The sequence below is a fragment of the Rhodospirillaceae bacterium genome, from assembly GCA_018660465.1.
In the GTDB taxonomy this organism is placed as follows: domain Bacteria; phylum Pseudomonadota; class Alphaproteobacteria; order Rhodospirillales; family JABJKH01; genus JABJKH01.
Window position 1 is genome coordinate 23,941 of sequence record JABJKH010000119.1, and the last position, 26,126, is coordinate 50,066.

Annotated in this window: 28 protein-coding genes; 21 read left to right on the plus strand and 7 right to left on the minus strand. The window is 51.7% G+C overall.

Annotated features, from left to right (window positions below):
* Positions 1-3: 3 nt before the first annotated feature.
* Complete coding sequence (locus tag HOM51_19850; GenBank protein ID MBT5036772.1) at positions 4-459, minus strand: tripartite tricarboxylate transporter TctB family protein; 456 nt, start codon at positions 457-459, stop codon at positions 4-6.
* Positions 460-656: 197 nt separating this feature from the next.
* On the opposite strand from HOM51_19850, the gene HOM51_19855 reads away from it, so the two are divergent.
* Both HOM51_19855 and HOM51_19860 read left to right on the plus strand, forming a co-directional pair.
* Positions 657-1,127, plus strand: coding sequence for a tetratricopeptide repeat protein (locus HOM51_19855; GenBank protein MBT5036773.1), 471 nt, complete (start codon positions 657-659; stop codon positions 1,125-1,127).
* 157 nt (positions 1,128-1,284) lie between these two features.
* Positions 1,285-3,471, plus strand: coding sequence for a transporter substrate-binding domain-containing protein (locus HOM51_19860; GenBank protein ID MBT5036774.1), 2,187 nt, complete (start codon positions 1,285-1,287; stop codon positions 3,469-3,471).
* Between the two features lie 30 nt (positions 3,472-3,501).
* Here HOM51_19860 and HOM51_19865 read toward each other — a convergent pair whose 3' ends face one another.
* On the minus strand, positions 3,502-5,007 hold the full coding sequence (locus HOM51_19865; protein MBT5036775.1) for a sel1 repeat family protein: 1,506 nt from the start codon (positions 5,005-5,007) through the stop codon (positions 3,502-3,504).
* An 87-nt stretch (positions 5,008-5,094) separates the two neighbouring features.
* Between HOM51_19865 and HOM51_19870 the strand changes: the two genes are divergently transcribed.
* The 10 genes from HOM51_19870 to HOM51_19915 all read left to right on the plus strand — a co-directional run bounded on the left by HOM51_19870 (position 5,095) and on the right by HOM51_19915 (position 13,504).
* Entirely contained in the window at positions 5,095-5,718 is a 624-nt protein-coding gene (locus HOM51_19870; GenBank protein MBT5036776.1) for an NUDIX domain-containing protein, read from the plus strand.
* A gap of 79 nt (positions 5,719-5,797) precedes the next feature.
* On the plus strand, positions 5,798-6,799 hold the full coding sequence (locus HOM51_19875; protein MBT5036777.1) for a cysteine synthase A: 1,002 nt from the start codon (positions 5,798-5,800) through the stop codon (positions 6,797-6,799).
* Between the two features lie 11 nt (positions 6,800-6,810).
* Positions 6,811-7,671 carry a sulfurtransferase gene (locus tag HOM51_19880; GenBank protein ID MBT5036778.1) on the plus strand — a complete coding sequence of 287 codons (861 nt, stop codon included), beginning with the start codon at positions 6,811-6,813 and terminating at the stop codon, positions 7,669-7,671.
* Between the two features lie 106 nt (positions 7,672-7,777).
* Positions 7,778-7,978, plus strand: a complete 201-nt coding sequence (locus tag HOM51_19885; protein MBT5036779.1) for a hypothetical protein — start codon at positions 7,778-7,780, stop codon at positions 7,976-7,978.
* Positions 7,979-8,153: 175 nt separating this feature from the next.
* Positions 8,154-9,128, plus strand: a complete 975-nt coding sequence (locus HOM51_19890) for an MBL fold metallo-hydrolase (GenBank protein MBT5036780.1) — start codon at positions 8,154-8,156, stop codon at positions 9,126-9,128.
* Positions 9,129-9,305: 177 nt separating this feature from the next.
* Positions 9,306-9,494: a hypothetical protein gene (locus HOM51_19895; protein MBT5036781.1), complete on the plus strand. Its 189-nt coding sequence runs from the start codon at positions 9,306-9,308 to the stop codon at positions 9,492-9,494.
* 195 nt (positions 9,495-9,689) lie between these two features.
* Complete coding sequence (locus tag HOM51_19900) at positions 9,690-10,694, plus strand: TauD/TfdA family dioxygenase (GenBank protein ID MBT5036782.1); 1,005 nt, start codon at positions 9,690-9,692, stop codon at positions 10,692-10,694.
* Positions 10,691-11,617 carry a TRAP transporter substrate-binding protein gene (locus tag HOM51_19905; GenBank protein MBT5036783.1) on the plus strand — a complete coding sequence of 309 codons (927 nt, stop codon included), beginning with the start codon at positions 10,691-10,693 and terminating at the stop codon, positions 11,615-11,617. The genes HOM51_19900 and HOM51_19905 overlap by 4 nt, the downstream gene beginning before the upstream one ends.
* Positions 11,617-12,471, plus strand: a complete 855-nt coding sequence (locus HOM51_19910) for a fumarylacetoacetate hydrolase family protein (GenBank protein ID MBT5036784.1) — start codon at positions 11,617-11,619, stop codon at positions 12,469-12,471. Before HOM51_19905 ends, HOM51_19910 begins: the two co-directional genes overlap by 1 nt.
* Before the next feature lie 25 nt (positions 12,472-12,496).
* Positions 12,497-13,504 (plus strand): peptidase, encoded by a 1,008-nt coding sequence (locus HOM51_19915; GenBank protein ID MBT5036785.1) that lies wholly within the window; start codon positions 12,497-12,499, stop codon positions 13,502-13,504.
* Between the two features lie 9 nt (positions 13,505-13,513).
* Here the strand turns inward: HOM51_19915 and HOM51_19920 are convergent, their stop codons facing one another.
* A complete protein-coding gene (locus HOM51_19920) occupies positions 13,514-14,041 on the minus strand; it encodes a hypothetical protein (protein MBT5036786.1) in 528 nt (175 codons plus the stop codon).
* A gap of 123 nt (positions 14,042-14,164) precedes the next feature.
* Between HOM51_19920 and HOM51_19925 the strand changes: the two genes are divergently transcribed.
* The 3 genes from HOM51_19925 to HOM51_19935 are packed head-to-tail and all read left to right on the plus strand — an operon-like array spanning position 14,165 to position 16,928.
* Positions 14,165-15,199, plus strand: coding sequence for a peptidoglycan DD-metalloendopeptidase family protein (locus HOM51_19925; protein ID MBT5036787.1), 1,035 nt, complete (start codon positions 14,165-14,167; stop codon positions 15,197-15,199).
* Positions 15,200-15,218: 19 nt separating this feature from the next.
* Complete coding sequence (locus HOM51_19930) at positions 15,219-16,235, plus strand: hypothetical protein (protein MBT5036788.1); 1,017 nt, start codon at positions 15,219-15,221, stop codon at positions 16,233-16,235.
* A 12-nt stretch (positions 16,236-16,247) separates the two neighbouring features.
* On the plus strand, positions 16,248-16,928 hold the full coding sequence (locus tag HOM51_19935; protein MBT5036789.1) for a response regulator: 681 nt from the start codon (positions 16,248-16,250) through the stop codon (positions 16,926-16,928).
* Positions 16,929-16,943: 15 nt separating this feature from the next.
* Here HOM51_19935 and HOM51_19940 read toward each other — a convergent pair whose 3' ends face one another.
* A complete protein-coding gene (locus HOM51_19940) occupies positions 16,944-19,136 on the minus strand; it encodes a xanthine dehydrogenase family protein molybdopterin-binding subunit (GenBank protein ID MBT5036790.1) in 2,193 nt (730 codons plus the stop codon).
* 3 nt (positions 19,137-19,139) lie between these two features.
* The gene (locus tag HOM51_19945) at positions 19,140-19,592 is read right to left on the minus strand and encodes a (2Fe-2S)-binding protein (GenBank protein MBT5036791.1); all 453 of its coding nucleotides are present in this window, start codon (positions 19,590-19,592) and stop codon (positions 19,140-19,142) included.
* Positions 19,593-19,722: 130 nt separating this feature from the next.
* Here HOM51_19945 and HOM51_19950 point away from each other — a divergent pair, with 130 nt between their 5' ends.
* Positions 19,723-19,881, plus strand: coding sequence for a hypothetical protein (locus HOM51_19950; protein ID MBT5036792.1), 159 nt, complete (start codon positions 19,723-19,725; stop codon positions 19,879-19,881).
* On the opposite strand, the gene HOM51_19955 is transcribed toward HOM51_19950, so the two are convergent.
* Complete coding sequence (locus HOM51_19955; protein ID MBT5036793.1) at positions 19,878-20,330, minus strand: hypothetical protein; 453 nt, start codon at positions 20,328-20,330, stop codon at positions 19,878-19,880. The two genes, HOM51_19950 and HOM51_19955, sit on opposite strands and share 4 nt — an antisense overlap.
* A gap of 148 nt (positions 20,331-20,478) precedes the next feature.
* Here HOM51_19955 and HOM51_19960 point away from each other — a divergent pair, with 148 nt between their 5' ends.
* The 5 genes from HOM51_19960 (at position 20,479) to HOM51_19980 (ending at position 25,441) form a co-directional block, all read left to right on the plus strand.
* Positions 20,479-21,348: a polysaccharide deacetylase family protein gene (locus HOM51_19960; GenBank protein ID MBT5036794.1), complete on the plus strand. Its 870-nt coding sequence runs from the start codon at positions 20,479-20,481 to the stop codon at positions 21,346-21,348.
* A 3-nt stretch (positions 21,349-21,351) separates the two neighbouring features.
* Positions 21,352-22,107, plus strand: coding sequence for an SDR family oxidoreductase (locus tag HOM51_19965; GenBank protein MBT5036795.1), 756 nt, complete (start codon positions 21,352-21,354; stop codon positions 22,105-22,107).
* A gap of 25 nt (positions 22,108-22,132) precedes the next feature.
* A complete protein-coding gene (locus HOM51_19970; GenBank protein MBT5036796.1) occupies positions 22,133-23,362 on the plus strand; it encodes an adenylate/guanylate cyclase domain-containing protein in 1,230 nt (409 codons plus the stop codon).
* Between the two features lie 93 nt (positions 23,363-23,455).
* A complete protein-coding gene (locus HOM51_19975; GenBank protein ID MBT5036797.1) occupies positions 23,456-24,229 on the plus strand; it encodes a transporter substrate-binding domain-containing protein in 774 nt (257 codons plus the stop codon).
* A gap of 189 nt (positions 24,230-24,418) precedes the next feature.
* On the plus strand, positions 24,419-25,441 hold the full coding sequence (locus tag HOM51_19980) for a putative sulfate exporter family transporter (protein MBT5036798.1): 1,023 nt from the start codon (positions 24,419-24,421) through the stop codon (positions 25,439-25,441).
* A gap of 18 nt (positions 25,442-25,459) precedes the next feature.
* On the opposite strand, the gene HOM51_19985 is transcribed toward HOM51_19980, so the two are convergent.
* Positions 25,460-26,126 (minus strand): anti-sigma factor (locus HOM51_19985; protein ID MBT5036799.1); only part of this gene is annotated, 667 nt, incomplete at its 5' end.

Here is a 26,126-nt window from a genome sequence, read left to right on the forward strand (position 1 = left end):
CTACTAGTAGAAAAGAGGTCCCGGAGCGAGTTTAACCTCGAGAAGCTGGGTGAATATGATGTAAATGCTGAATGAAAATGTAACCGACACGATGGCGTTGGTGCGAAGATGTCCGCGATTGAAAACCGACATCATACCGAGCAGGAACAACGAACAAGAGATCGCAAATCCGAACCACTCAAAGATGGTGAAGTATAATCCGATCCAGACCATGACACCGATAATCGCGAGGGGGCGACTGGGAACGCGCTGTTCGCCGAGCTCGGGCGAGTCATCTTGTTCTTTGAGACCTTCGATGAAGACGAAAATACCACAGAGGGATAATCCCACACCGATTAAATATGGAAACAACTGGGGACCAATAGGATCACCAATATCTTCAACCGGAAGCGAATAAGTTAAATATAAGTAAGTTATCGACAGGGCTAAAATACCGATGCCCAGGATTCGATCCCGCATAAAATTCTCCCCGTGACGGAATTCCGCTTGAGTTGCCCGTCTTTTTATTCGACTGACCTTGCCCTTTCGATGCAACTAACGTCAACCCCAATGGCATAGGAGTAATGGGGGGTGTGATGGTCATCAATTCCAATAGTGTTCAAAATTTTATACTATCGCTTCTCGTTTAAATCTGATCAAATTAGGAGCGTTTGACCATGTACATCAGGATTCTCTTTATCTTCCTCCTCGCCATCGTGATAGGGCTGTCTGGCCTGAACACTCCTGTTAACGCCGCCGGGTCCTCTGATGACGAACCCTCAAAATCTGACGTCGATTTTGCTTCCGGGAAGTCGGCTTTGAAAGCTGGCAACTACAAACTCGCCATTCGGAATTTTCAGCGAGTCATCGAAACCAATCCGAATAATGCGGATGCGCTGAACTACCTCGGCTATAGCTACCGCAAAATGGGCAATTTCAAAGTCTCACTGCCTTATTATAAAAAGGCACTGGCGATCAATCCTGGTCACCGTGGCGCGCGGGAATATTTAGGTGAGCTTTATTTACAGACCGGCAACTTGAAGGCCGCCAAAGCACAGCTGGAAAAATTAGATAGTCTCTGCACCTTCGGCTGTGAAGAATTCGACGACCTGAAAAAGGCGATCACCACTTATGAGACGAAGAAATAGCCAAGACACTAATGCTGAACACACGAAACCATTACCAAAGGATAATCAATACTATTCCATTAGTCTTAGAATTTTTCTATAATTTAAGACCGAGATATTTTAAATTCAAAGAATATTCGGTGTAAATTTTAAGGCAATAATTAAAGGCAAAAAGGATTTGTTGGAAACATTCCAGCATACAAGAACGTTTCTGCGGAAAGTAAAAACCGCAATCGGTATCCTTTGCCTCTTCTCCATTTTTTTATGTGAAACTGCTGCTGCGGATCTAAACAAAGAAATTATCTTCGGCGCCATCGGCAACTTTCCTCCGTACTACCAACTCGACAAAAATGGCAAAACTTTTGGCTTTTCAATAGATACAACAAAGGCGATCGCACGTCGGCTTGGTTTAAAGATTAAATTCAAGGTCTTTAAAAGCGGACGACTAATGCACAAGGCTTTGCGCGAAGGCGAGATCGATGCGCTTCCCAGTTTAGGCATCACGGAATCCCGAAAGAAAATTTATGATTTCACCGCTCCTATCGAGACATTCCAAATCGTTTATTTCATCCGCAGTGACAGTCACGAAATAAAGACGATGGACGATATACACCAACGCAAAATTGGCGTTACGAGAACCAATGCGGCAAACCGAATTCTCGCAAGACGAAAAAATGTAAAACGCAAAGTTTTTGCAGACGCGCCAAGTGCACTCTTTGGTTTGCTATCCGCTCAAGTGGATGTCGTAGCTTACCCAAAACCTGTGTTTCAAAAGTTGGCTCGGGACGGTGGCATAACAGATCGCTTCAAGATCGTGGGCTCTCCCCTTATTGAAATTAAACGGGGAATGGTCGTCCAAAAAGGACAATCTGAGCTTCAGGCACTCCTCAATCGGGGTGTGAAAGAGTTTATTACTTCGTCTGAATTCGGAACAATCTATGCACGTCATTTTGGGCGGCCTGCCACCTATTGGACCACAGATCGTATCGCGCTTGTCATGGGCATGGCCCTGGTTTTAATGACATTCTTTATGGGCGCTTGGCGGTATTATTCGACGTTACAGCTTAATCGGAGGCTTACCGCCAGCGCTCAAGAACGCGAACACATCGCCGAAGAACTTCGGAAAAGCGAACGTCGTTTCAAGGATTTCGCTGATGCTGCCTCTGATTGGTTCTGGGAGACCGACTCGGATCACAGGTTCACATACATTTCGCAAAGTTATTTTGAAATAACCGGATTTCAGCCTGATGAACGTTTAGGGAAAACCCGGCAAGAGTTGGTAACAACCAACGATCTAAAGTCAGAAAGCGGCAAATGGACGAAATTTGAAGAAGACCTGAAGGCTCGACGCCCCTTTAAAGATTTGGAAACATCGACCTCTTCATCCGAAGGGAATGGTTTTTATGTCTTAAACAGTGGCATCCCCGTTTTCGACGACAATAAAAAGTTTCTGGGCTACCGAGGAGTCTCCACCAATATTACCCAGCAAAAACTTGCCGAAGAAGATCGGATACGGTCTGAAAGGAAGATGCAACAAGACCATACAGAGAACCTGGAAACGCGTATCCACGAGCGAACCGAGCAATTGCGAGGTGAAATTGAGGAACGCAAACGCATTGAAGAAGACCTAATTGAAGCAAGCACCCGCGCCGAATCTGCTAATCAAGCAAAGTCCGAATTCCTTGCCAACATGAGCCATGAACTTCGCACGCCTCTCAATGCCATCATCGGATTTTCAGAAACCCTTAGCCAGAATATCTTTGGCGATCTCGCAAACGACAAACAGAAAGAATATATAATCGACATCCATTCATCAGGCATACACCTGTTGGATCTCATCAACGATATTCTTGATGTGTCGGCGATTGAGGCTGGGAAATTAGAATTGCATGAATCCGACGTCGATATGAAACAGATTGCTGACGAAGCCATCTTGATGGTCACACCGCGGGCTGAAAAAGATGGAATTAAGTTGCAAAATCTCGTCGCCGGAAACGGCCTAAAACTCCGTGCAGACAAACGGCGCTTAAAACAAATTTTGGTGAACCTTCTATCCAATGCGGTTAAATATACACTTGAGGATACACCGGTGAAAATTACCGGCGGCGCGGGACAAAACGGTGGATTTATCTATAAGGTGGAAGACAGTGGCGTCGGGATGGATGAAGCTGAAATTGCGACGGCACTGGAAAAATTTGGCCAGATACAGACCACCCTCGGCATAAGCAGAGAAGGCACGGGCCTTGGGCTTCCCCTCACCCACGGATTGGTCGAAGCCCACGGCGGCACCCTCAATCTTGAAAGCAAACCCGGCGTCGGGACAACCGTTACCATCGAGTTTCCAAAAGAACGGGTCGTGTCCTGACCTTTTCAATTACTTAAGATTTAATGGAATTTATTGGGATTCGAGCAGGCGGTACCCCTTTCCCTCCACATAAATGTATCTTCGGCCGTTAATTGTCCGAACGTAGTTTTTACCAGGTGTTAGCACGCGGATCTGATTCTTGCCCAACCACTGGGCCGCCCCGCCATGACCATCAAGTGCGGCCTTGGTAATTTGCTTCAGTGCCTTGCTCCTATCCTTAGGCATGCCAATTCCATAGTACTGCATGACGCCAACATTAAATCGTGCCGCATGATTGCCTTGCTTCATTGCCTTTTGGAACCACTGAGCGGCAACAGTAGAGTTCTTCTTAACCCCCCAGCCATTGGCATAAAGCGCGCCTAAGTTAAGCTGCGAAGATGCGATCCCTTTAAGAGCCCCGAGCTTAAGCCATTTAGCCGCAGCTTTGTAATCGACCTCTTCCTTGCGGTCTCGCATATACATCAGGCCGAGCATTCTTACTGCACCAAGGTCGCCCTTTTCGCCCGCCTTAATGTACCATTTCCGAGCTTCTTCCCGATCCAGGTCTGTATCGCGCCCGGCCAAGTAGGCATCGCCAATTTTAGCCATTCGACGCGGACTTAACTTCGCCCCATTTAAGCCCGCCTCACGGTACCATTTAATTGATTCACCCGTATCTTTTTCGACCCCACTGCCAGCCGCATAGGCCTCTGCAACCCTGACCTGAGCCTGTGCATTGCCGCGTTCCGCCGCCTTTAGATACCATTTGAAAGCAATGTTAATATTCTTTTCGACGGAAATTCCATGCTCATAAAATCGCCCAACGGCGACCTGCGCTAATTTGGACCCTTCTTCGGCCGCAAAATTATAAAGCTGAAATGCCTTTGTGGTGTTTTTCTCGACCCCCCATCCGCGTTCGTACTGGCTGGCCAAGAGATATTGAGCATCTATATTTCCCTGGTCACCCGCGCGCCCAAACCACTTTGCGGCGGTCTCGTAATCCTTTGCCGTGCCTTGGCGCTCAAAATAGATTTTACCGAGCGCGAGACTCGCTTCTTCATCAAACCGTTGCGCCTTTTTCTCGAGCGCATTTATCTTAGCTTGATCAAGCTTCTTCAGCGGCTTATCGAGATTATGCTTCTTGATCAATTCCGCAGCCAGCTTATCTCCGTTGGCCGCAGCCTTTTTGTACCAAGTTGCCGCATGAACGCGGCTGCGAATGACCCCTTGTCCCAGAAGGTACAACCGACCCAGGCCGTTTTGAGCCTTCACATGACCCTGAGCAGCGGCGTGACGATACCAGCGCGCGGCCTGATAAACATTTCGCTCCTGGCCTTGGCCGATTTCATAGGAGCGACCGAGCACATACTGTGACTCCCGGTCTCCCTTCTGAGCCTCGGCTTTAAGCTCTTTTAATTTTTGTTCTGCGGCCTTGAGTTTCTCATCTGATGATTGCTCTTTTTTACTCTTCGGGGCGTCAGGCTCCGCCACAACGATAGAAGACGCACTTACCAACACGGCTCCAATAAGACTTAAAGTTACTATAATTCCGTGCAAGTTCACCGCTCCGTCAAAGGTTCCTTGAATTGAGCCCCATCCTCCTCAATAAAGGGTCTTCGCGCAACCCAAGGGAAGACTAAATTGATGAAAAAATCAGATGTCGAAGTGATTGAACACAAGACTGTCTTTCAAGGTTACTTTCGGGTTGATCAATACAAACTACGTCACAAGCGGTTTGAAGGCGGCATGACAGACATCATGACCCGCGAGATTTTCGAGCGCGGCCATTCCTGTATCGTGCTGCTGTATGATCCAGATTTAGATCAGGTTGTTTTGGTTGAGCAATTTCGCCCCGGTGTTTTAGCCGCCACGGCATCGCCATGGTTTCCGAATGACTACGCGCCGTGGCTGATTGAGGCCGTCGCCGGTATCATCGAAGAAGGCGAAAGCCCCGATGACGTCGCGCGCCGTGAAGTTAAAGAAGAAACGGGCTGCGAGTTATTGGATATGATGCCGCTCAATCAGTTCTTTATCAGCCAAGGCGGCAGTTCTGAATCGTGCTTTACCTACTTGGGACGGGTCGATGCGTCTAAAGCGGGTGGCGTTCATGGCTTGGCGCACGAACATGAAGATATTCGGGTTTTCGTCGCCGATGCGGATGAAGCGTTTGATTGGGTACGCACCGGCAAGGTCGCAAACATGGTCTTGGCAAACGTTCTGCAATGGTTACAGATCAATCGGGATGATGTTCGCATCAAGTGGGCTTGATTAGCCCTTACCCCCCCGCTACCTTTCATTTTTCCAATTTACGCCTTTCATTCTTTTAATTTACGAACGGACCGAACGTATGGCAATTCGCAAAGACTTCCTCGACGCCATTGGTAACACGCCGATGATCCGCCTGAAAAAGGCGTCCGAACTAACAGGATGCGAAATCCTGGCGAAGATGGAGTTCCTGAACCCGGGCAGCTCAATAAAAGACCGCGCAGCCCTGTTCATCATCAAGGACGCGCTGGCCAGCGGCAGGTTGGAGCCCGGCGGCGTCATTGTTGAAGGCACGGCAGGTAATACAGGTATCGGTCTTGCCTTGGTCGGAAACGCCATCGGCAGCCGCTCTGTCATCGTCATTCCAGAGACCCAGACCCAGGAAAAGAAAGACGCGCTTCTATCCTGTGGTGTGGAACTGATCCAAGTCCCTGCCCTGCCTTATAAGAACCCAGACAACTACATCCGCTATTCAGGTCGCCTGGCCGAAGAACTGGCGGCAAAGGAACCCAAGGGCGCGATCTGGGCCAATCAATTCGATAACGTCGCCAACCGCCAAGCCCATATCGAAGGCACGGGCCCGGAAATTTGGGACCAAACCGAAGGTAAGGTCGATGGCTTTATCTGCGCGGTCGGCACGGGCGGAACCTTGGCAGGGGTCGCCACCGCGCTGAGAGAGCGCAACAAAGACATTAAAATTGGGCTCGCCGATCCGTTTGGGGCGGCATTGTATGAATGGTATAAGAACGGCGAACTAAAATCCGAAGGGGACTCAATCAGCGAGGGCATTGGCCAAGGCCGCATCACCGGCAATCTGGAAGGCCTCGAAATCGATATGCCGTATCAGATTTCAGATAACGAATGGCTGCCGATTCTCTATGACATGATTCAGGAAGAAGGCCTTTTGCTGGGGACATCCAGCGGCATCAACGTCGCCGGTGCCATGCGCATGGCCAAGGACCTGGGGCCCGGCCACACCATCGTCACCGTGCTGGGGGACTACGCCAGTCGCTATCAAAGCAAACTGTTCAACGTTGAGTTCTTAAAATCCAAAGGCCTGCCCTGCCCGCCTTGGATGGTTTAGGGAATATAATCATGGAATACACCAACCCAGACGCCTTAGCCGAAACAGAATGGCTGGCCCAAAACCTGGAAGCCTCCGGCGTAAAAGTACTCGACTGCACCTACGCCATGCCGGGAATCACGATCAATCCCATCGATGAATTCAACAAAAAGCATATTCCCGGTGCTGTGTGGTTCGATATTAACGACATTTCGGATAATCCAGGCGGAAAGAACCATATGCTGCCGTCAGCAGACGCATTTGCCGAAAAGGTTGGCGCCCTTGGAATTTCTGCCGAAGACCACGTGATTACCTACGATCATATTGGCGGAATGTCAGCGGCAGCTCGGGTATGGTGGATGTTCCGCTGCTTTGGTCATGACAAGGTTTCCTGGCTAAATGGGTCCTTGCCTAAATGGGAGGCGGAAAATCGCCCTGTGACAGGCGATGCCCCCTCTATTACAGCAACATCCTACGCCGGAAAGCCGCTGAATAAAGACCTCGTCCGCTCCATCCAACAAATGAAGGACAACGTCAGCAGTCACTCTGAGCAAGTGATTGATGCCCGGGCCAACCCTCGTTTCACTGGCGAAGACCCGGGTCCGAACCCCAACATAAAGGCGGGCCATATTCCGGGCAGCGTCAATGTCCCATATAAGGTCCTGCTCGACCCCAGCGACGGCACCATGCTGCCGGCGAATAGCTTGACCGATATATTCTCCGATCAAGGCGTTAATCTGGGCCTGCCCATCGCCAACAGCTGTGGCTCCGGGGTTACAGCTAACATCCCGCTTTTGGCGCTTTATCTGCTCGGTAACACCAATGCCGCTGTCTATGACGGGTCGTGGAATGAATGGGGTGCAGACGCCGATACGCCTGTGGAAACGGGGTAATTTGGCTATTAACACCCATTAACACCACCGTCATACACTCCATATCACCTGTTCACATCGCTCTGTCATAGTGAAATCCTAAACAGAGTAGAGCAGGTAAAAGATCATGTCGGCGGCACCCATGCGGTATTACGCGATTTTAAAAGACGGCGAGATCTTTTCGGTCATGCTGGCGACCGAATTCGCCGCAGAAAGCAACGCTGAATACATGGCAGGCCAACAAGTGGACGCCCTCTGGTCTTATAAGGCTGTGGCAAAACCAATTTCACAGACGAAAGACGCCTACCACCGACCAGGAGGATTCTAAGACCACAGAATCGTTACTCAACGAGACCTCTATGACTGAGAATTGGGACTAAGTCCCGGAATCTCAGGCTCTACCCGCCAATATGACCCTTGCGCCCCCAAGCTGAATTAAGTTGACATCACACCCGTGAATTTGCGTCATGGATCAATCAAAAATTTAAATTCGGGAGGGTTCAATGAAAAAGTTATGCGTTGCTGCCGTGGCGGCAGTTATGTTTACCGGTGCCTATGGCGCACCGGCGTATTCCGCAAATGTTAAAATCACACCATTGGGCAGTCACGATGGTGAATTCTGTGCCCGTGACCGGGCCTTTGTTTTAGAAGATCCAAACGGTACACGCATTCTGTTTGATGTCGGTATGACCGTTGCCGGGCCGGATGATCCACGGCTGGGGAAAATTGACGTGGTGTTGATCAGTTCGCTTCACGGTGATCACATTGGCGCCAAACATATCCCGGAAGTCGGTGCCGGCACGTGCGGCAAGCCCGGCATCAAAGTCTCTGCCATGCCGGAATCTCTGACCGTCAAAATCGCTGCCAATAAGGGCGCGAAGCTGGTTGGGGGCGGCCACATGAGGGCGTTCTTCAAACCCCGTCTAAAGTGGGCTGGTGGAGACCCAAAGCAGATGGACATCCTGCGCTTCGGCGGCAAGCGAACCTATAACGGAATTAAAATTGCCACCGTTCAAGCCATCCATGCCTACGGCGCGTCCCCCGGACTTCTCAAGGGCGATCTCGGCAAAATGATGAAGGAAAATGGCCTAACTGCCATTGCTGGCCCGGACAGCGGGTTCGTTATTAACTTCACCAATGGTCTGGTCGTCTATTTGTCCGCAGACACCGGCCACACATCCGATATGGATACCATCGTTCGGCGCTACTATGGCGCTGAGTTGGCGATTATGAACATCGGCGATATCTTCACCATGGGGCCGGAAGAAGCCGCCTGGGCGGTCAATGAATTGATCCGCCCCAAAGCTGCAATCATGACCCACGCCAACCAGGAATCCACTAAGGGCGGTAAAGTCGTTCCCGGCACCAGGGCCGAAACCTTCATCAAGGGCGTACGTTCCATTCCTGTCCATGTCCCGCTATCAGGCCGGACGATGGAATTCGATGGCAATGCCCAGTGTTTGAAGGGATGCAACTGATAAAATCAGAATAACATGATCACTTAAAACCCCCGGTTTTCCGGGGGTTTTTTTATCTAAACGGTGATTTCACCCTTATTAATACTCATTCACATATTTGAAAGGTTTCTGAAATTCTGAGTTAACACCCCTCCTTTAGAGTTTTAATTACTGAAACAAGGGAATGGGAGAAAACAAATGTCAGCACATCTTATGGACCACTATGCGATCTTGCGGGACGGCCACCCCTACAAGGTCATGCACTGCACCGAAAACATCATTCAATTCAGCGTTGGCTACCTGAGCCAAGAACACCGCAATTGTAAATGGTCGTTCTTTAAGGTTACCGACTGCGACAGCAATATGCCCAGCCCCCAGATTCATTAAAGCGTTACCCGCGGGGTGGTTGGGCCTGGTGTTTTTAGCCCCTCCTGTTGGCACCAAGGACCGATCACTCCGCCTTTTTATCCCCTGCACGTTGCTATTAAATGCAACGGCAAAACCTGCCCCTCGGTATAAAAGCCGAGGGGCTTTTTTTGCCTAGGTCTGGCGTCACCCTTCTGGCGGCGCTAAAGTCTCCCCATGTCTATCAAACTAAAAAATGACCCCGCGTATTGGAAAGCCGCGGACTTGGCGGATCGGGACGATTGGCGGCTAGAATTAAGCACCTCTGCCATCGCTGAGTTGGAAGCCGCTGTCGGTAATTTGGGCGATAAATCCCCGCCAGATATCACCTTGGAAGGAACACCCCTGCTCCACTGTAAGGCACAGATGGCAGAAATTCGGGAATTGGTCGAACACGGGCCAGGATTGGCGCTGTTAAGCGGTCTTCCTGATTGGTCGTCAGAAATGATGATCAACGCGTTCTGGATGCTGGGCCTGAATTTGGGTGCCCCCCATCCGCAAGATGCCGCCGGTAAGCTGATCCATGATATCCGCGATACCGGGGCTGATATCACTCAAGACAATGTGCGCATCTATCAAACCAACCTGGAGCAAGAATTCCACAACGACGGCGGTGATGTCTTTATGCTGATGTGCCGTCGTCAGGCCAAGCTAGGCGGCCGTTCACGAATCGCCAGCGTGCCCGCCCTGTTCGCAGAAATACAAGACCGGCGCCCAGACTTGGCGGAAATTCTGACCCAGCCCTTTCACTTTGATGCACGGGGTCAAGAACTGCCGGGCCGCCCGCCGGTTCAGAAAATTCCTGTTGTGACCCTTCACGATGGTCGCCCCTATGCCATACAGAAACGTGCCTACATCCGCTTTGCCCAGCGCTTTGATGATGTGCCGCGCTTGACCGATGCTCAAACCGAAGCGCTCGATCTCCTGGACGAACTCTGCGCCGACCCGGAATTTCAGTATTCCTACCACATGGAACCGGGCCAGATTGTGATCGGCCTCAACCACGTCACCTTTCACGCGCGCGATTCCTATGAGGATTTTGAAGCCCTGGATGACCGCCGCCACATGGTGCGGCTGTGGCTCGGTCTGCCCGACGGCCCCCCACTACCTGATTTCTACCGCGATACACGCGAATTCGGTGCGTTGTTTGAGATTACTGAGCGAAGGACTACTACTACATGACTGAACCCGTAAAAATTAAATTCGGCGGCTACGGCCCGCCGACGACGACCTTTAGCCGCGCCTTCAAGCGGGTGGGCGACGCCCTGGAAGCCCAGTTCGGCGACAGGGTGGACGTTAAATACGTTTGGAATATCATGGACTTGGGCTACAAGGGGGAAGAAATCTTGTGGTTGGTTGAGGAAGGGCTGCTGACCGTCGGCTATCAGTCGTCAAGCTATCTGACCGACCGGGTGAAGGAACTGGGTTTCGTGGATTTGCCGTTCCTGTTCAAGTCCAACGAACAGGCAAGAAACGCCATGGCGGGTGGTCTGGGGCAACACCTCAGCAAATGCATCGAAGACATCTGCAATTACCGCATCTTGGGCTATTTCGAAAACGGCTTCAGGCATATTTCCAACAAGCTGCACCCAGTGCATGTGCCAGCTGACATGAAGGGCCTAAAAACGCGCGTGCTGCCAAGCAACATCCAGGTGCGAACCTTCCAACTTTTGGGCGCAGACCCCCTTCGAATTGACCTGTCTGAAGCCATCAAGGGTGTCGTCGAAGGCACCTTGGATGCGCAGGAAAATCCGCTCGCCAATACCGTGACCTATGGCGTGCATAAGTTTCATCCCTATCACACGCTCAGCAATCATTTCTATATTTCGCGGCCGATATTCGCGCATCGGGATTCATTCGAAGCCATGCCTGATGACATCCGCGAAGCTTTCCAAAAGGAAATATCCAACGTCATTCCGATGCAGCAGGAATGGGCCGTGGCGGAAGAAGACATCGCCCAACAAGCTCTCTTGGATGAAGGCTGTGAGATCGTGGAACTGAGCGATGAAGAACACGCCGCATTTGTCGCCGCGGTTGGCCCGTTGTTGGACGACGCACGAGATATGTTTGGAAATGAAATGTTTGAATTGTTGGAGCAAGCCTGATGAGATTTTGCCGCTATAATGATAACCGGCTGGGTGTGGTGCGGGGCGATCAAGTCCATGATGTAACGGACGTGATGAACGATCTGCCGTCCTACCGTTATCCGGCACCGCTGGGCGATGCACTGATCTCAAACCTTGATACCCTGCGTCCCAAGATGGAAGCCCTGGCTGACAAAGTGGCAGGTATTCCAATTGATGGATTAGATCTGCTCAGCCCAGTCGCCAACCCAACAAAAATTATGGGCACGCCGCAGAATTATAAAAAGCATGTGGACGAAACCTTCGCCGATGCCAACATCCACCACGGCAAACCAAAGCGCAGTCTCGCCGACCAAGGTCTTTTCTTGAAAGCTAACAGCGCCTTGGTTGGGCCATCAGCAGGCGTGACGCTTCGTTTTCCAGATCGGCGCACGGATCACGAGGCAGAACTGGGTGTGATTATCGGCAAAGTCGGATCAGAGATTTCTGAAGCAGACGCGCTTGATTACGTCGCGGGCTACGCCATTGCGCTGGATATGGTCGTCCGCGGACCAGAAGACCGAAGCTTTCGGAAATCAGTTGATAGCTATGCGGTGCTCGGCCCCTGGTTCGTCACCCGAGATGAAATTTCTGATCCGCAGGACCTAAACTTCAACATTAAAGTCAGCGGCGAAATTCGCCAGCAGGCCAACACCAAAGACATGATCCTGTCCGTCGCCAAACAAATTGCCTGGGCGTCAGAATTCTACACCCTGCATCCCGGCGATATCCTGATGTCCGGCACCTGCGAAGGCGTCAGCCAGGTTAAACCCGGCGATGAAATGGTGATAGAATTCGACGGCGTTGGGACCATGGTTATGGGGATAAACGAATAGAGTAAATCCGGAGATTATATAAAGCATGTCAAATTCGGATTGGGATATATCGGATGATGCAGCGGCGCTGCATGATCGGGCGGTAATCTGCAATACGACGCTCAAATCCATCGTGTCACTGGGCGCGGAACAACTTGGCGAGACCTTGCCGAGGTACTTGGCATCGGGTTTCACCTATGTGTCTTTGACCGTCGGTCTTGATGAAACGCCCTTGCAGGAAACCGTGCTCTATTGCGCGCGCGAACGCCGCCGCTACAAAAACTCAAAGGACTACATCTTCGTTGAGACCGTGGACGACATCCTCCGGGCGAAGAAAGAAGGCAAGCTCGCGGTCGGATTTCATTTTCAAGGATCAAATCCGCTTATGAGTGAACTCGCCATGGTTGAGCTTTATTACAACCTTGGCATCCGACACATGGTGATGGTCTTCAATCACAAAAACCCGGTCGGCGATGGTTGCCTTGAGCGCACCGACGGCGGCCTCAGCCAATACGGCATTCGATTAATCGAAGAAATGAACCGCGTCGGCATCATGGTCGATTGCACCCATGCCGGATATACGACAAGTATGGAAGCCATGGATGTTTCCAAAGAGCCTGTAATCTTTTCTCATTGCAATGTGCTCGGGCTTCGTGACCATCAACGCAACATTCGCGACGATCAGATTACCGCGTGCGCCAAGACCGGCGGCGTGATCGGGATCAGCGGTATCGCGCGGTTCATGGCAGATCCCCAAGATGATTCCACTGAAAAATTTTTTGAACATATTGATTATGTTACGAACTTGGTCGGCCCTGAGCACGTGTGTATTGGACTGGATCACAACTACTCGCTCACGACGCGGCACAAGTACTACGAGGACAATCCACACCTTCTGTCAAAAGACGATCCAAACTTCCCCTTCAAATACGTCCAGCCAGAACAATTTCCGAAACTCACGGAAATGATGCTCGAGAACGGATATAGCGAGAGCGATGTTGAAGGGATACTCGGAGAAAATTTCTTAAGAGTCGCTCGCCAAGTTTGGAAATAGCAAAAACCTTCACACGCCCGCTTGGTTAAAGACCTCGGCAATCGCCGCCGCCAAGGCTTCCCAATCGGGGATGGGCCGATCCTTCAGGGCATCGTTTAGGAGCAAACTTCGGTCTTTGAAATTAATGAAGACAGGGACGCCCGCGCCATAGTACGCCACCAGGAGTTGGACAACATCAGGAGCCTGGAAAGATTTGATGTCCTCAGTCGCCTTCGCCGCCAGCCCAGGTTTCCTGCCGAACCGTTCGGGGATGTGCTCCGTCGTTAGGTGAAACAAGACACCGCATTTGTCAGGCCGCAGCCCCTCCCTAAATGCATCGTCCAAGCGCCATAAGCAGTACCAGTCTTTACAGATTTCCGGCCAATCGGGGTAAATTCCGCATCCTTCATCAAAAACGCAGTTCGGGCACCAAATGTCTGCGTCCTTTTTAAAGTCAGGTTCGTCGATGACCAATTCCTTGCAGCACGCCGTACAGCGACCACATTCGCGCCCCACCACAAGCTGGTCGATTAACAAATTTTTTGCGTTATCAGGCATCTAAATTCGCTTCCGCCATATCTAAAGGAGGGTGTCGCGTGTTAAAATAATATGATCTCATAGATGGATACTGAATATCACAATGCTTTTGGTTGTCTAACCGCTTGGTGAAGGAAAATGCCCATGTATTTCTTCCGCAAAGTATCTTCAATCATTGTTATGTCCCTTCTGGCAGTCGGCTTGGTCGCAGGTGACGGATCGTTCTCTCCGGCGAATGCCAACCCGAAGAAAATTAAACGCATTTTCAAAAAGAATGACTCCGATGGTGACAATAAAATTTCTGCCGATGAATGGCCCAAGTCAACGGAAGCCTTTAAGAAAATTGATGCCGACGGCGATGGTTACCTGACGAAGAGCGAGTTCAAAAACTTTTTTGCCGGTGGCGGCGGCCCTGGCGGGAGTCCAAGAGCCGATAGAGGCGAGGGACCAAAACTTGAAGGAGAAATCCAAAGAAGCGACATCGACGAGACCTCTATGGTTGCCTTTAGGGCCCGCCTTAGTAACCCCGAGTCACAAGAAAGAGGGCTGCTTGAAAGTACATTGGAGCCGATTTACCCGGAAGGTTTAAAATGTCCCAAAATTGACCATATATATGGCGAGGAATGGCAGGGGCCCGTCCCCGACCGCATCCATACCGGTTCTGATATTCCCGCTGGCTGGGACGATCCGATCTACGCCATGGCTGACGGACAGGTCGTCGCGAAGTTCCTTGGGGAGAAGGGTCACCGGGGATTACAGTTAGTTCTTCGGCACACGCCGGAGGAAACAGGTCTGCCCGTATGGGTCTACACACTATATTCGCATTTTTTTAAATTGCCGACGTTGAAGGTCGGTGACCGCGTGCGCATGGGTGACTACCTGGGTCCCAATGGCGCAAGCGGGGTTCCCAGCAGGCACCGCGACCCGCACTTACATTTGACGGTCTACTATTCCACGTCTCCCGAATACGCGGTGTCCAGGAATTTCATTTTCCCACAGAAGCTTCATTTTACGGATGCTGTCGCCCTTTTTCGGGGAGGAATGCCCTTGCACCCCGCCAAGCTTCGAAAATTGCCCGATGACCAAAAGAAAGTGAAGATCGTTTACAAGACCAAGTCGGGCGAAATATCCAAACCGGGAAGCAAGTTCATTTGGCCCTTTGCATGTCGTAAAGAGTAGCCGGTGTAGGGAGAGGTCAATGAGTCGCATCATCCTAATTGCCATAATATGCCCCACCATTTTCCTGAGCGCCATAGCTGCGTTTGCTGCGGACTACAAAATCACTCACCTGGAACAAAGTCGGGTTTTTGCCGGCACGACCTTGCTGGCTGATATGTCTGATCCCAGTGAGCCCAAGGTGGTCGAGGTTGATTTTGACGGCACGGTCTTATGGAAGTTCACGCCGCCTCGGTCCATGAGCGGCGATATTCTGGACGCCGCCAAGCTCGCGAACGGAAATGTTCTGATCACCGTCCGAGACTCTGGAATTTATGAAATCAGGCGTGATGGTAGGGTCGTGTGGGGGCATGAAGATTCCGGCGCGTCCCACGATGCGGACCGTCTCCCCAATGGCAACACGCTATATAATCGCGGCTGGCAGGATAAGGGCGACGACGTGGTGCGGGAGATTGATCCCGAAGGCAAAATTGTTTGGGCTTGGACAGGACTCGCCGACTACGACCGCGAACCGTTTGAAGATATCGATGTCCATGGCTGGATGCATGTGAATTCAGTCTCGCGTCTGGCCAATGGCAACACCCTGGTCAGCATGCGCAACTTCAACACCGTCGCCGAAGTTGGCCAAAATGGACGTGTGGTACGGAGTTGGACGTTTAGAGGGAAAGACCGCCGATCAGGACTCAAGACCCGCGGCGAGATAAAGGGGCAGCGCAACCACGAACCTGAGATTCTCAAAAACGGTAACATGCTCTTGGCATTGCGACGGCCGAACCGCTTCGTTGAATTCAACCTTGAGACTCAAGAAATCGTGTGGAGTTGGAAGCACCCTGACGGCAATAGCGAGTTGCGCACCAACCGTGAAGCCAATCGCCTTCCCAATGGCAATACGCTTGGTTCGGCAGGTAATAAACTAATTGAAATCGCGCCGGATGGAACCATCGTCTGGCAAATGTTGGCTCCCAGTGGTAGCGATAACCATCGTAAATTTCACAAGGCCATTCGCATTGGCACAGACGGCAAGGCCTATGGTGGCTAGTATGGTGAATTCATGAATACCCCAACCAAATATTCCGATATGCATGTGCTTGTCGTCGAGGATGACAAGTTCATGCGCGATATGGTGCGCCGGGTCCTAGAGATGATCGGCGTGACTAAAATCACTGAGGCAACAGATGGCAGTGACGGCCTCAAGAAACTCGTTGAAGTGTCCCCTGATTTGATCGTCCTCGATATCATGATGGAACCGATGAACGGCCTACAGTTTCTAAAATCGGTTCGAACGGGTCTCAGTACCCGTCGTGATTATCCGGTCGTTGTCTTAACTGGATCAAATGATGAATCGGTCTTAGGGACGGCGATGTCATTGGATTGCAATGCATTCGTAGACAAAGCCGTAAGTCTCGGTGAAATTAAAGATCGCGTGGCACGGGTCATTGCGGACCCGGTACGCTTACGCAGCCCCGACGCTTATCAAGCCGTGCACATTCCAAACATTAAAAGCGGTGCTGTCATCGAAAGTCGGCTGCGGGCCTCCGCTCCCCCCCCTGCCAGAGCTCACGAAATTCCGCTCGAGATGGTCAAGCCGGGATCAACCCTGGCCCGTGATGTATTGTCGGATAATGGCAACGTGTTGATGATCGGAGGCACAGTTCTCGGCGTTTCAGTTTTAAACAACCTGAGAGACATCTCAAAGATCATCGATTTACCGACGCTTTGGGTTAAAGAATAGCGCCCTCAATTCCCCCTACCCCTTCAAGACCTTCAGCACTCGCTCCGGCGTAAACGGCATGTGAGTTAACCGCTTGCCGGTTAGTTTGTGGAAGGCATTGGCGATGGCGGCTCCGATAAAGGGATTGCCGATTTCTCCAAGGCCCGTGGGTTTGGTTGACCGATCAATGAATTCAACGTGGAGTTCTTCCGGGGCTTCCGACATTCGCAGGACTTCGTAGTCATGGAAATTTGACTGTTCGACCACGCCGTTTTTAATCGTCACGCGTTCTTTAAGGATGCTTGATATCCCGTAGATCATGCCGCTTTCAATATTGCGCCGCGCCATTTCAGGCTGCACAACGGTCCCGCCGTCAATCGCCGCCCAGACTTTATGCACGCGAATTTTTCCAGTCTTTTCATCGAGCGATATCTCGACAACGCCAGCACCCAAGGAGCCTGAGCGTTCACTGACCGAAAGCCCCACGGCACGGTCTTTGGGTCGCTTGTCGCCCCATTTTGACATCTCCGCCACTTTGTCGAAGACGCGCTTGGCCTTGGCGTTCATCGCCATGCGTTGACGGCGGAATTCCAGCGGGTCCAGTCCTTCGCTTTCCGCCATCTCGTCGACGACGCTTTCGATGGCGAAAATATTGAACGGGTGCGCCACCGCCCGCCAATGCTTCAAGCGGATGCCATGGGATTGGCCGCGACGTTCTATCAACTGATTGGGAATACCGTAGTACCGATCCAGCTTAATGCCCGAGACTGTCAGCCTAGGACCATCCCCAACGACGCAGTGCTTCCACCCGGCGATCTTGCCGCTGGCATCCAACGCCGCCTCAACACACTGATAAGTTTGCGGACGAAACATGCCATAGGCGATGTCGTCTTCCCGGGTCCAGATCATCTTCACCGGACGTTTCACCTGACGTGCAACAACAGCAGCCTCGACCGTGTAGTCGGAGATTGAACGCCGACCGAACCCACCACCCAGATACATTTGATGATGATCCACCTGAGACGTTTCCAACCCAAGTGCGCGGGCAATATAACGCCGCGAAATGCCGGGGGCTTGTGTCCCCTCCCATACTTCAACACCGTCGCCTGCCGCATTAAATCGCGCCACGGCGTTCAGCGGTTCCATCTGCGCGTGGTAGCCGTAGTCAGACCTAAATTCCCGCCGGAAAATTTTGCCACCTTTGGTCTTGGAGAAAGCAGCACCGACGTCGCCTTTCTCCTTCACCGTCTTGGACGGGGCGGATGAACTGCCTGCCACCTTCGCATAGGTGTCTTCCAACGAAGCTTCTGAATCATAGCCTTCGGCCATGGCATCCTTCGCCCACTCCACTTTTAGCTCGGCTTTGGCTGCCAGCACATGCTCGAACGTATCTGCGACCACGGCAACGCCATGGCTCACAGGAACGACATCGACCACACCGCGCATGGCTTTGATCTTCGCATCATTCCAGCTTTGCGGGCTGGCTTGCTGCACCGGGGCATGCAAGGTCCCTGCATAGACCAGTCCCGGTAGGTGAACATCGATGGCGAACTTGGCCGAGCCATCCACTTTTTCTGGAATATCGCGCCGAGGGACTGACTTTCCGATCAGTCGGAATTGGCTTTTCTTTTTAAGCTCAGATTTAGCCACCGCTGGCATTTTCGCGGGTACATCTGCAAAAGCAGAGATTTCACCATAGGTCATTTTCCGGCCTGTGGATTTATGAACAACGCGGCCCGGCTCCGTCGTCAGGCTGGCTTTGGACACACCCCATTTTTTAGCTGCCGCCGCGATCAATACCTTCCGCACCTGAGCACCGGCAATGCGCATGTCGTTATAATAATATGCAATCGCGTGACTGCCGAAGATGCCCATGAGTTTCCGCGACCGGCCCCGGCGCGTCATGGTATAGCCGTAAACTTTGGGCTCTGCTGGTGCCATCTCTAATGTCACCTTGTCCCAATCCGCATCCAGTTCTTCAGCCAACACGGTGGGAACCCCGGTCATAGACCCCTGCCCCATTTCGGCGGCGGGTGTGATGATGGTGACCTTGTTGTCCGGCGTAATCCGAACCCACGCGCCGACATTGCGCTCCGACGTTCGTGCTTCCGCCGCTCCGATCAATGACGCCCCTTTGGGGCTGACCGCAACGGCGAATGTCAGTCCGGCACTGCCTGCTATAAATCCGCGCCGTGAAACCTTGATCTTTTTTGCACTGAGATATGTCATGGCTTAGCCCTCCTTCGCTGCGCGCTGGATGGCGGCAATGATCCGGGTGTAGGTTCCACACCGGCAGATGTTGCCGTTCATGTGAGAAACGATTTGATCCCGGGTCGGGTCGGGAGTGGCTTTTAACAACTCAGCTGCCTTCATGATCTGACCTGACTGGCAGTACCCACATTGCGGCACTTGCTCAGCGATCCAAGCCTTTTGAAGGGCGTGGCTTTTACCCATCGACAGGCCTTCGATGGTTGTGACTTCCGCCCCATCAACATCGGAGAGCGCCGTCTGACACGACCGCACCGCCTTACCGTTAACGTGAACAGTGCAGGCTCCGCAGAGCCCAGCCCCGCACCCGAACTTTGTTCCGGTAAGTTGCAAATGTTCGCGGATCGCCCACAGCAGCGGTGTATCCCCCTCAGCCGACACCGTTGCCCGCTTGCCGTTAATATTAAAAGCAACCATGACGTTCTCTCCTGACCCTTTGACAAGATTAAACCCAAATTTTTAGAAATCGCGCCAAGCCCTGTGCGCGTTATTTCGATAAAGTTTGGACTTCTTTGTGGCCAGGATCAAGCCTGTAACGAAAGATTGAATGAAGGTCCCGAAGTTTGGAAAATGGAAACGTATTGATGGCCAATCGATTTACCGACGCTGTCGAATCAGCAACAGCGTCAGCCAGGTTAATTCTGGCAACGTGATGAGAGTGATCTTTAACGGCACCGGCGAGATGGTCGTCAGAATTAACGGCTAAGCAGTTAACATGCTGTCGCCGTCTACGGTCGCCTTCCCCTCACCGCCAAAGCGTGTGGCGAAGTAGCCAATAATCAGGCCGAGAACAGCCCCTTCCAAACTGAACCAGAAGGGCGATTGCAGAAGCCCATTCAGACCAAACACACTCTCCATCATGGCCTTCATCGCGTCATAGGCGAAGAACGTGAGCACAAAATTCATCCATGTCCCGACAAACGGCGCACGAACCCACCACGGCAGTGGCAAATTAAGGATGGGATGGCGTGTTACGACGCCGAAAACACCAATGATGGCGCCTACTGTCGGATACCACAGTAATATGCCCCACCGAAGAAAGTCGCCCCCATCCGGCAGATAGTAAGGCACCATGATAAATCCGATAAGTCCGAAGATCAGTCCAATCCCCTTGCCGATGGCAATCCGCGTGAAAAGCGAAGGATTTTCAAACATGATGATCCACCTTTCAGTGACCTTCTAAAATTCGAAACATTATAGACCCAACGCCACCATTCCGCCTTGACCTAAGCCAACTTTGATCGCTCAAGAAAAATCTCGTACACTCGCCGAAATCAAAATTATTGTTCCCAAGGAGCCTCCCATGGATATCTACGACCGCATTCCCTATTCCGCCATTGTTGACCGTAAACCGTTGAAACTTCCTGATGGCGGGCGGGTAATTGTTTGGCCTGTTGTTAATTTGGAAGAATGGGTGCCGACGGAGCCCTTGCCACGGCGGATCCTGACGCCTCCGGGGGAAGGCCAGCATGTGCCGGATATCCCGAACTGGTGCTGGTACGAATACGGTATGCGGGTTGGCATTTGGCGGATGATGGAGGTGCTGAACGAATTCAACATCACACCGACTGTTTCGATGAATGGCACCGTCGTCGATGTTTATCCCAGGGTCAGTGAAGAAGCCCTAAAACTCGGCTGGGAATTCATGGGCCATAGTTTTGTGCAGAAACCGATGTTCCAACTCGATGATGAACTCGAAGCCATCCAAAAGACCAGCGAACACCTAAAAGCTTTCTGTGGCTACAAACCGCGCGGATGGATGGGCCCTGGCCTGACCCAGACGGAAAAGACACCTGAACTACTAGTAGAAGGTGGGTTCGAGTACACCGCCGATTGGATTTTGGATGATCAGCCCTGTTTGGTGAACACTGACAACGGGCCGCTTTATTCCGTGCCCTACACGACGGAACTTAATGACATCCCGATTATGCTGTCCCAAGCCCATGTCTCCACCATCCTTTATGACCGGACGATGGATTACTTCAATACACTCTACCGCGAGGGCGAAAGCAACGTGCGGGTGATGTGTGTGGCGGTCCATCCCTATATCCACGGCGTGCCGCATCGTATTCCCTACTTCCGCAAAATTTTTGAAGAACTCTCAAGCAAGCCCGGCGTGGTATTCATGACGGGGGCTGAGATTCTGGACTGGTATCTGGCACAGCAGGACTAAACCATGACTGACACCACACATAAAAAGGCGTTAATAACGGGAGCATCAGCAGGGCTCGGCCTTGAAATTTCGCGCGCTCTGGCACAGGAGGGCTACGATGTCGCCCTGACCAGCCGCGATGCAGGGAAGTTGGAGAGCGTACTCAGCCATGACGACTTCGCCAACGTGAAGACCGTCGCCATCGAACTTGAACTCGCCTCAGAAGACAGCGTTAACCGCGCGATTAAAACGGCAACGGATGAGCTGGGCGGCATTGATGTTCTCGTCAACAATGGGGCCACCCCGCTGATTAAGCCGGCGATTGAGGTTACATGGCAAGAGTGGGACAGGGTTGTCGATGCGACCTTGAAGGGGACTTATTTTCTGACCTGCCGATTTGCTGAGCATTGCATAAATACGGAGCGTGCTGGATCGGTCATTAACATCGCATCTACCCACGGCATTGTCGGATGGCCCCTCCGAACAGTTTACGGCACCGCCAAGGGCGGCATGATCCAGATGTCGCGCATGCTGGCCATCGAATGGGCAGATAAAAACATCCGCGTTAATACGGTTTCCCCGGCAACCGTGATGACAGAGTCCAGAATGGAATCCTTAAGTGACCCGAAGAACCGCGCGAGCATGCTTGGACGCATTCCCACCGGCCGCTTTGTCGAAGCCTCCGAAATCGCCGCCGCCACACTTTATTTCGCCGACCCAGACAATGCCTCCGTCACCGGACAAATGCTGGTCATCGATGGCGGACTGACAGCGGTTTAAAGCGGACTTTTTACCGGAGAATAAAATGTCGGAGCAAGAGTCTGAAAGTGTGGGACGCCACGACCAAGGATTTCTGGCGATCAGTGATTGGCTGATTGAGGGCGCGCTGGGTGAAATTGATCTTGAGGCACAGTTCCTCATCTTCTGCCGTCGCCTCCATGAAGCGGGAATCCCCTTGATGCGGGGGCACCTTGCGACCCGCGCCCTACACCCCTTATTTGTTGCCGCAACCGCCACCTGGGAACGCGACGGCAAGGCAGAGGTTACCCGAATTCGATCTGAAGATGATAATGGTGAGGACTGGAAGCAAAGCCCTTTATCTAGGCTGTTGCAGTCGAGGAAACCCGACGTCCGCTACCGACTTAGCGCCGATGGTGATTGGCAAGAATTCCCCCTGCTCGTCAGTTTTAAAGAACGAGGCGCCACCGATTACTATGCTCAACTCGTCATGTTTAGCGAAGCCCGACAAGCACGATTGCGCCAGGACGGCTGCATCTTGTCCTGGACCAGCGATCACCCAGATGGGTTTAGTGATGACCAGATCAATGTCCTTCGCTGGCTTGGCTCTCGGTTCGGCGTCGTCGCCAAGCTGGATAAGCGCGAGCGGACAGCTATCAATGTTGTCTCGGCTTATCTCGGTTCCGATGCAGGACGGCGGGTGCTCGATGGACAGATCAAGCTCGGCGATGGAGAAGTTATTCCGGCGGTTATTTGGTTTAGTGACCTCCGCCAATCAACACCGCTCGCTGATCGATTGGCGGGCGATGACTTCCTACAGGTCTTGAATACTTATTTCCAATGCACAGCTGGAGCCGTTTTGGACCACGGCGGCGAAGTCCTCCGGTTTATTGGTGATGCGGTGCTGGCGATATTCCACGTCGACGGCGTCGATGGTCACACCCGTGCTGCCCGTGTCGCCTTAGCCGCAGCTCGCGATGCCGAAAGACGTCTCGCCGAAGTCAACGCAACCCGCACAGAAAGCGGCGAAGAAGCCCTCGACTTCGGGCTAGGTCTGCATTCGGGAGACCTGATGTTTGGTAACATTGGTGTGCCGGAGCGGGTTGAATTTTCCGTTGTTGGCCCTGCTGCCAACGAGGTCGCTCGGCTTGAAAACCTGACTAAGGACCTAGACCGCCGTATTCTAGTTTCTGAAGCCTTCGCCGATTTACTACCGTTACAATGGGAGAAATTAGGCGCCCAACAGGTAAAAGGCGTCGCCAGCGAAATGACCGTATTTGCACCGCCAAGAGGATAGGCGAACTCGCAAGTCAACTTGCTAAACTCTATAGTACAGTTCTAAATTTTACATTACGCCCCAATCTAGCCGAGTTCTTTATGGAGAGCTGTTTTGAGATCAATCAATTTTATTGTTGCACTGCTAATCGGCCTTCTCGTTGATGGATCAGCGACGGCACAACCCAAAAATATTCTAACTTTGGTCGTGAGCCCATTTCCTCCCTTCATCATCGTCAATAAAGAAACGGTTTCTGGATTTATTCCTGATTTGATACGTGAAGCGGCATTAAAGTCCGGAATAGAGCATAAATTCGAAATTTTCCCTTGGAAAAGGGCGTATCAAACCGTCCTAGAAGGTCCCCGAATGGCCCATATGGCACTGGCTCGGACGCCACAAAGAGAAAATAAATTTCAATGGGTACATCCGCTCTTTAAAGCCGAAATTGTGTTTATCACCAATCATTCCCCCCCTCTGGGAATGGAAAAAGCCAGGGCAATACAAACGGTTTGCGTCGTCGGTGCGACTCCGATGCTTAAGTTCTTAAAAAAGAATGGATTTAAAAATATCTATGAGGTTACCAAGATAAGAACATGCGCCAGCCTGCTTAAAAAAGATAGAGTGAGCGCTATATTCGGAGGCTGGTTCAGCACCCTTCACGCATTTAAAGAACAAGGCTTAACTGTCAAACATTTGGAAAAAGGTCCGGCAATTCTATCACTGGACATCTACTTAGCGGTTTCCAAAGATGTCGATCAGACAACTGTAAAAAAGCTCCGCTCTGCATTGCGCAACAGCAGCAAGGATGGGACCTACAACAAATTTCTATCCCTATATGATTTAGGCAGTTTAACCGCGCCTCAATATCAAACCTCATCGCCTAAATAGAAGAACTAAGGATCAACGAATTTAATCCCGCGATGAAACTTTAAACGCTATTCGGGTTTAATCCGTTTGTGAGTTTTCAGGCAATCGAGCAGACCCTTCGACCAAAACATAATCGCTGATCTTGTATATTAATATTTTCTAATGTAATGATGCTGGTTCCTTGTAAATAAACCAACAGCGGAGTTTGCCATGTCTGATGCACCGCCCCTAACCCTTGATACCCGCTTCCAAGAATTCAGCAATGGCTGGCGGGAACGGGGCCCGGGCATTTTAATATGTGTCACTGTCGCGGCCGCGGCTCAGCTTTTGTCACAACATTACGGCGCACCTCAGATGCTGTTTGCCTTGCTGCTGGGTATGGCCTTCAATTTCTTGTCGGAAGAAGGCCCCTGCGTCACCGGCATCCAGTTTTCCGCGACGACGTTGCTGCGGTTCGGCGTCGCACTGTTGGGCCTGCGCATTACCATTGATCAGGTCTTGGGACTGGGGTTGGATACGGTCGCGTTACTGGCGGGTGGTGTGATCCTGACCATTCTGTTTGGGATTGGCGCATCGAAACTTATGGGCCGGGGTGCACGCTTTGGGACATTGACCGGCGGTGCCGTCGCCATCTGTGGCGCCTCAGCCGCCTTGGCAATTGCCGCCATCTTGCCGAAGTCTGAACACGGCGAGCGGGACACAATCTTTACCGTCATCGCGGTCACAACTTTCAGCACTGTCGCTATGGTGATCTATCCTTTGATTGCTGGACTAATGGGATTGGAAGATCGGATTTCCGGTATTTTCCTCGGCGGCACCATTCATGATGTGGCCCAGGTGGTCGGGGCTGGCTACACCATATCCGAACAATCAGGCGACATCGCGACGGTCACAAAACTGTTTCGGGTTTCAATGCTGGTTCCCGTCGTTTTGGTGCTTTCAGTCATATTCCGCAGCGATAACAAAAGCGCGGGCCGCGCCCCCCTCCCCCTCTTCGTTCTTGGCTTTTGTGCACTGGTAGCGCTCAACAGCAGCGGCGTGGTACCGCCCACCATTCATAGCTTCATCGTCGACTTATCCCGTTGGTGCCTGGTCACCGCAATTGCAGCTCTCGGCATCAAGACTGCCCTGAAAGCAATGATGACCATTGGCTACCAGCCTGTGGTGGTTGTGATGTTGGAAACCGTTTTCATTGCGCTTTGGGTGCTTGGTGGTATTTTGTATCTGAACTGAGAAACGACCCGATGGTCCTTACCGGCGGAGCTTTTCGTAAACCATTCTAGCCAAGTCCAGTAGGTCGCCCCGCTTCATTGACCCTGTAAGCGCATACCCCAGCGGTCCATCGGTCCAGTAGAAAGCCACCATGTCGTTTTCAGCCACCAAGCGGAAGGTCATGTCCTCTTTACTAAACCCGCTTTGCACATAAAGTGTGACCATGCGGTGTGCGGCATCCTTGTACATGAATTGTGCGGCAGATACGCCGTTGTTTGTCAGCAGTCGCCCGCCAGTTAACTTAAACCCGGCCCCGGCGATATTCGGCACTCGTAGCGCATAATTTAGATGACGTGAATAAATGCCGCTGGGCTTTCCGCCACTTGCAATCGCCAATTCTTTCACACTGCTATCGCCGGATACAAAAACAACATGGGCATCCAAGGCTTGCTTAACGAATTTTTGTTCAGACACTTGTTGTTCAGATTGCGCGCTGTGCAGCCCCCAGCCAGAAACCCCACCACCAATGAGCAAGACAAGTGCGGCTGCAATTTTCATCCAGGATGGGGCCACAAATGTAGAATTTGTTTCAGATAGCTCTGCCTCAATGGGAAGGGGGACAATCGCTTCTGAAGTATTATCGTAAAGTGCCTTTATATGGATATTCTGTAATTTATAGGCATGAACTTTGGCCGCATCTTCCGGG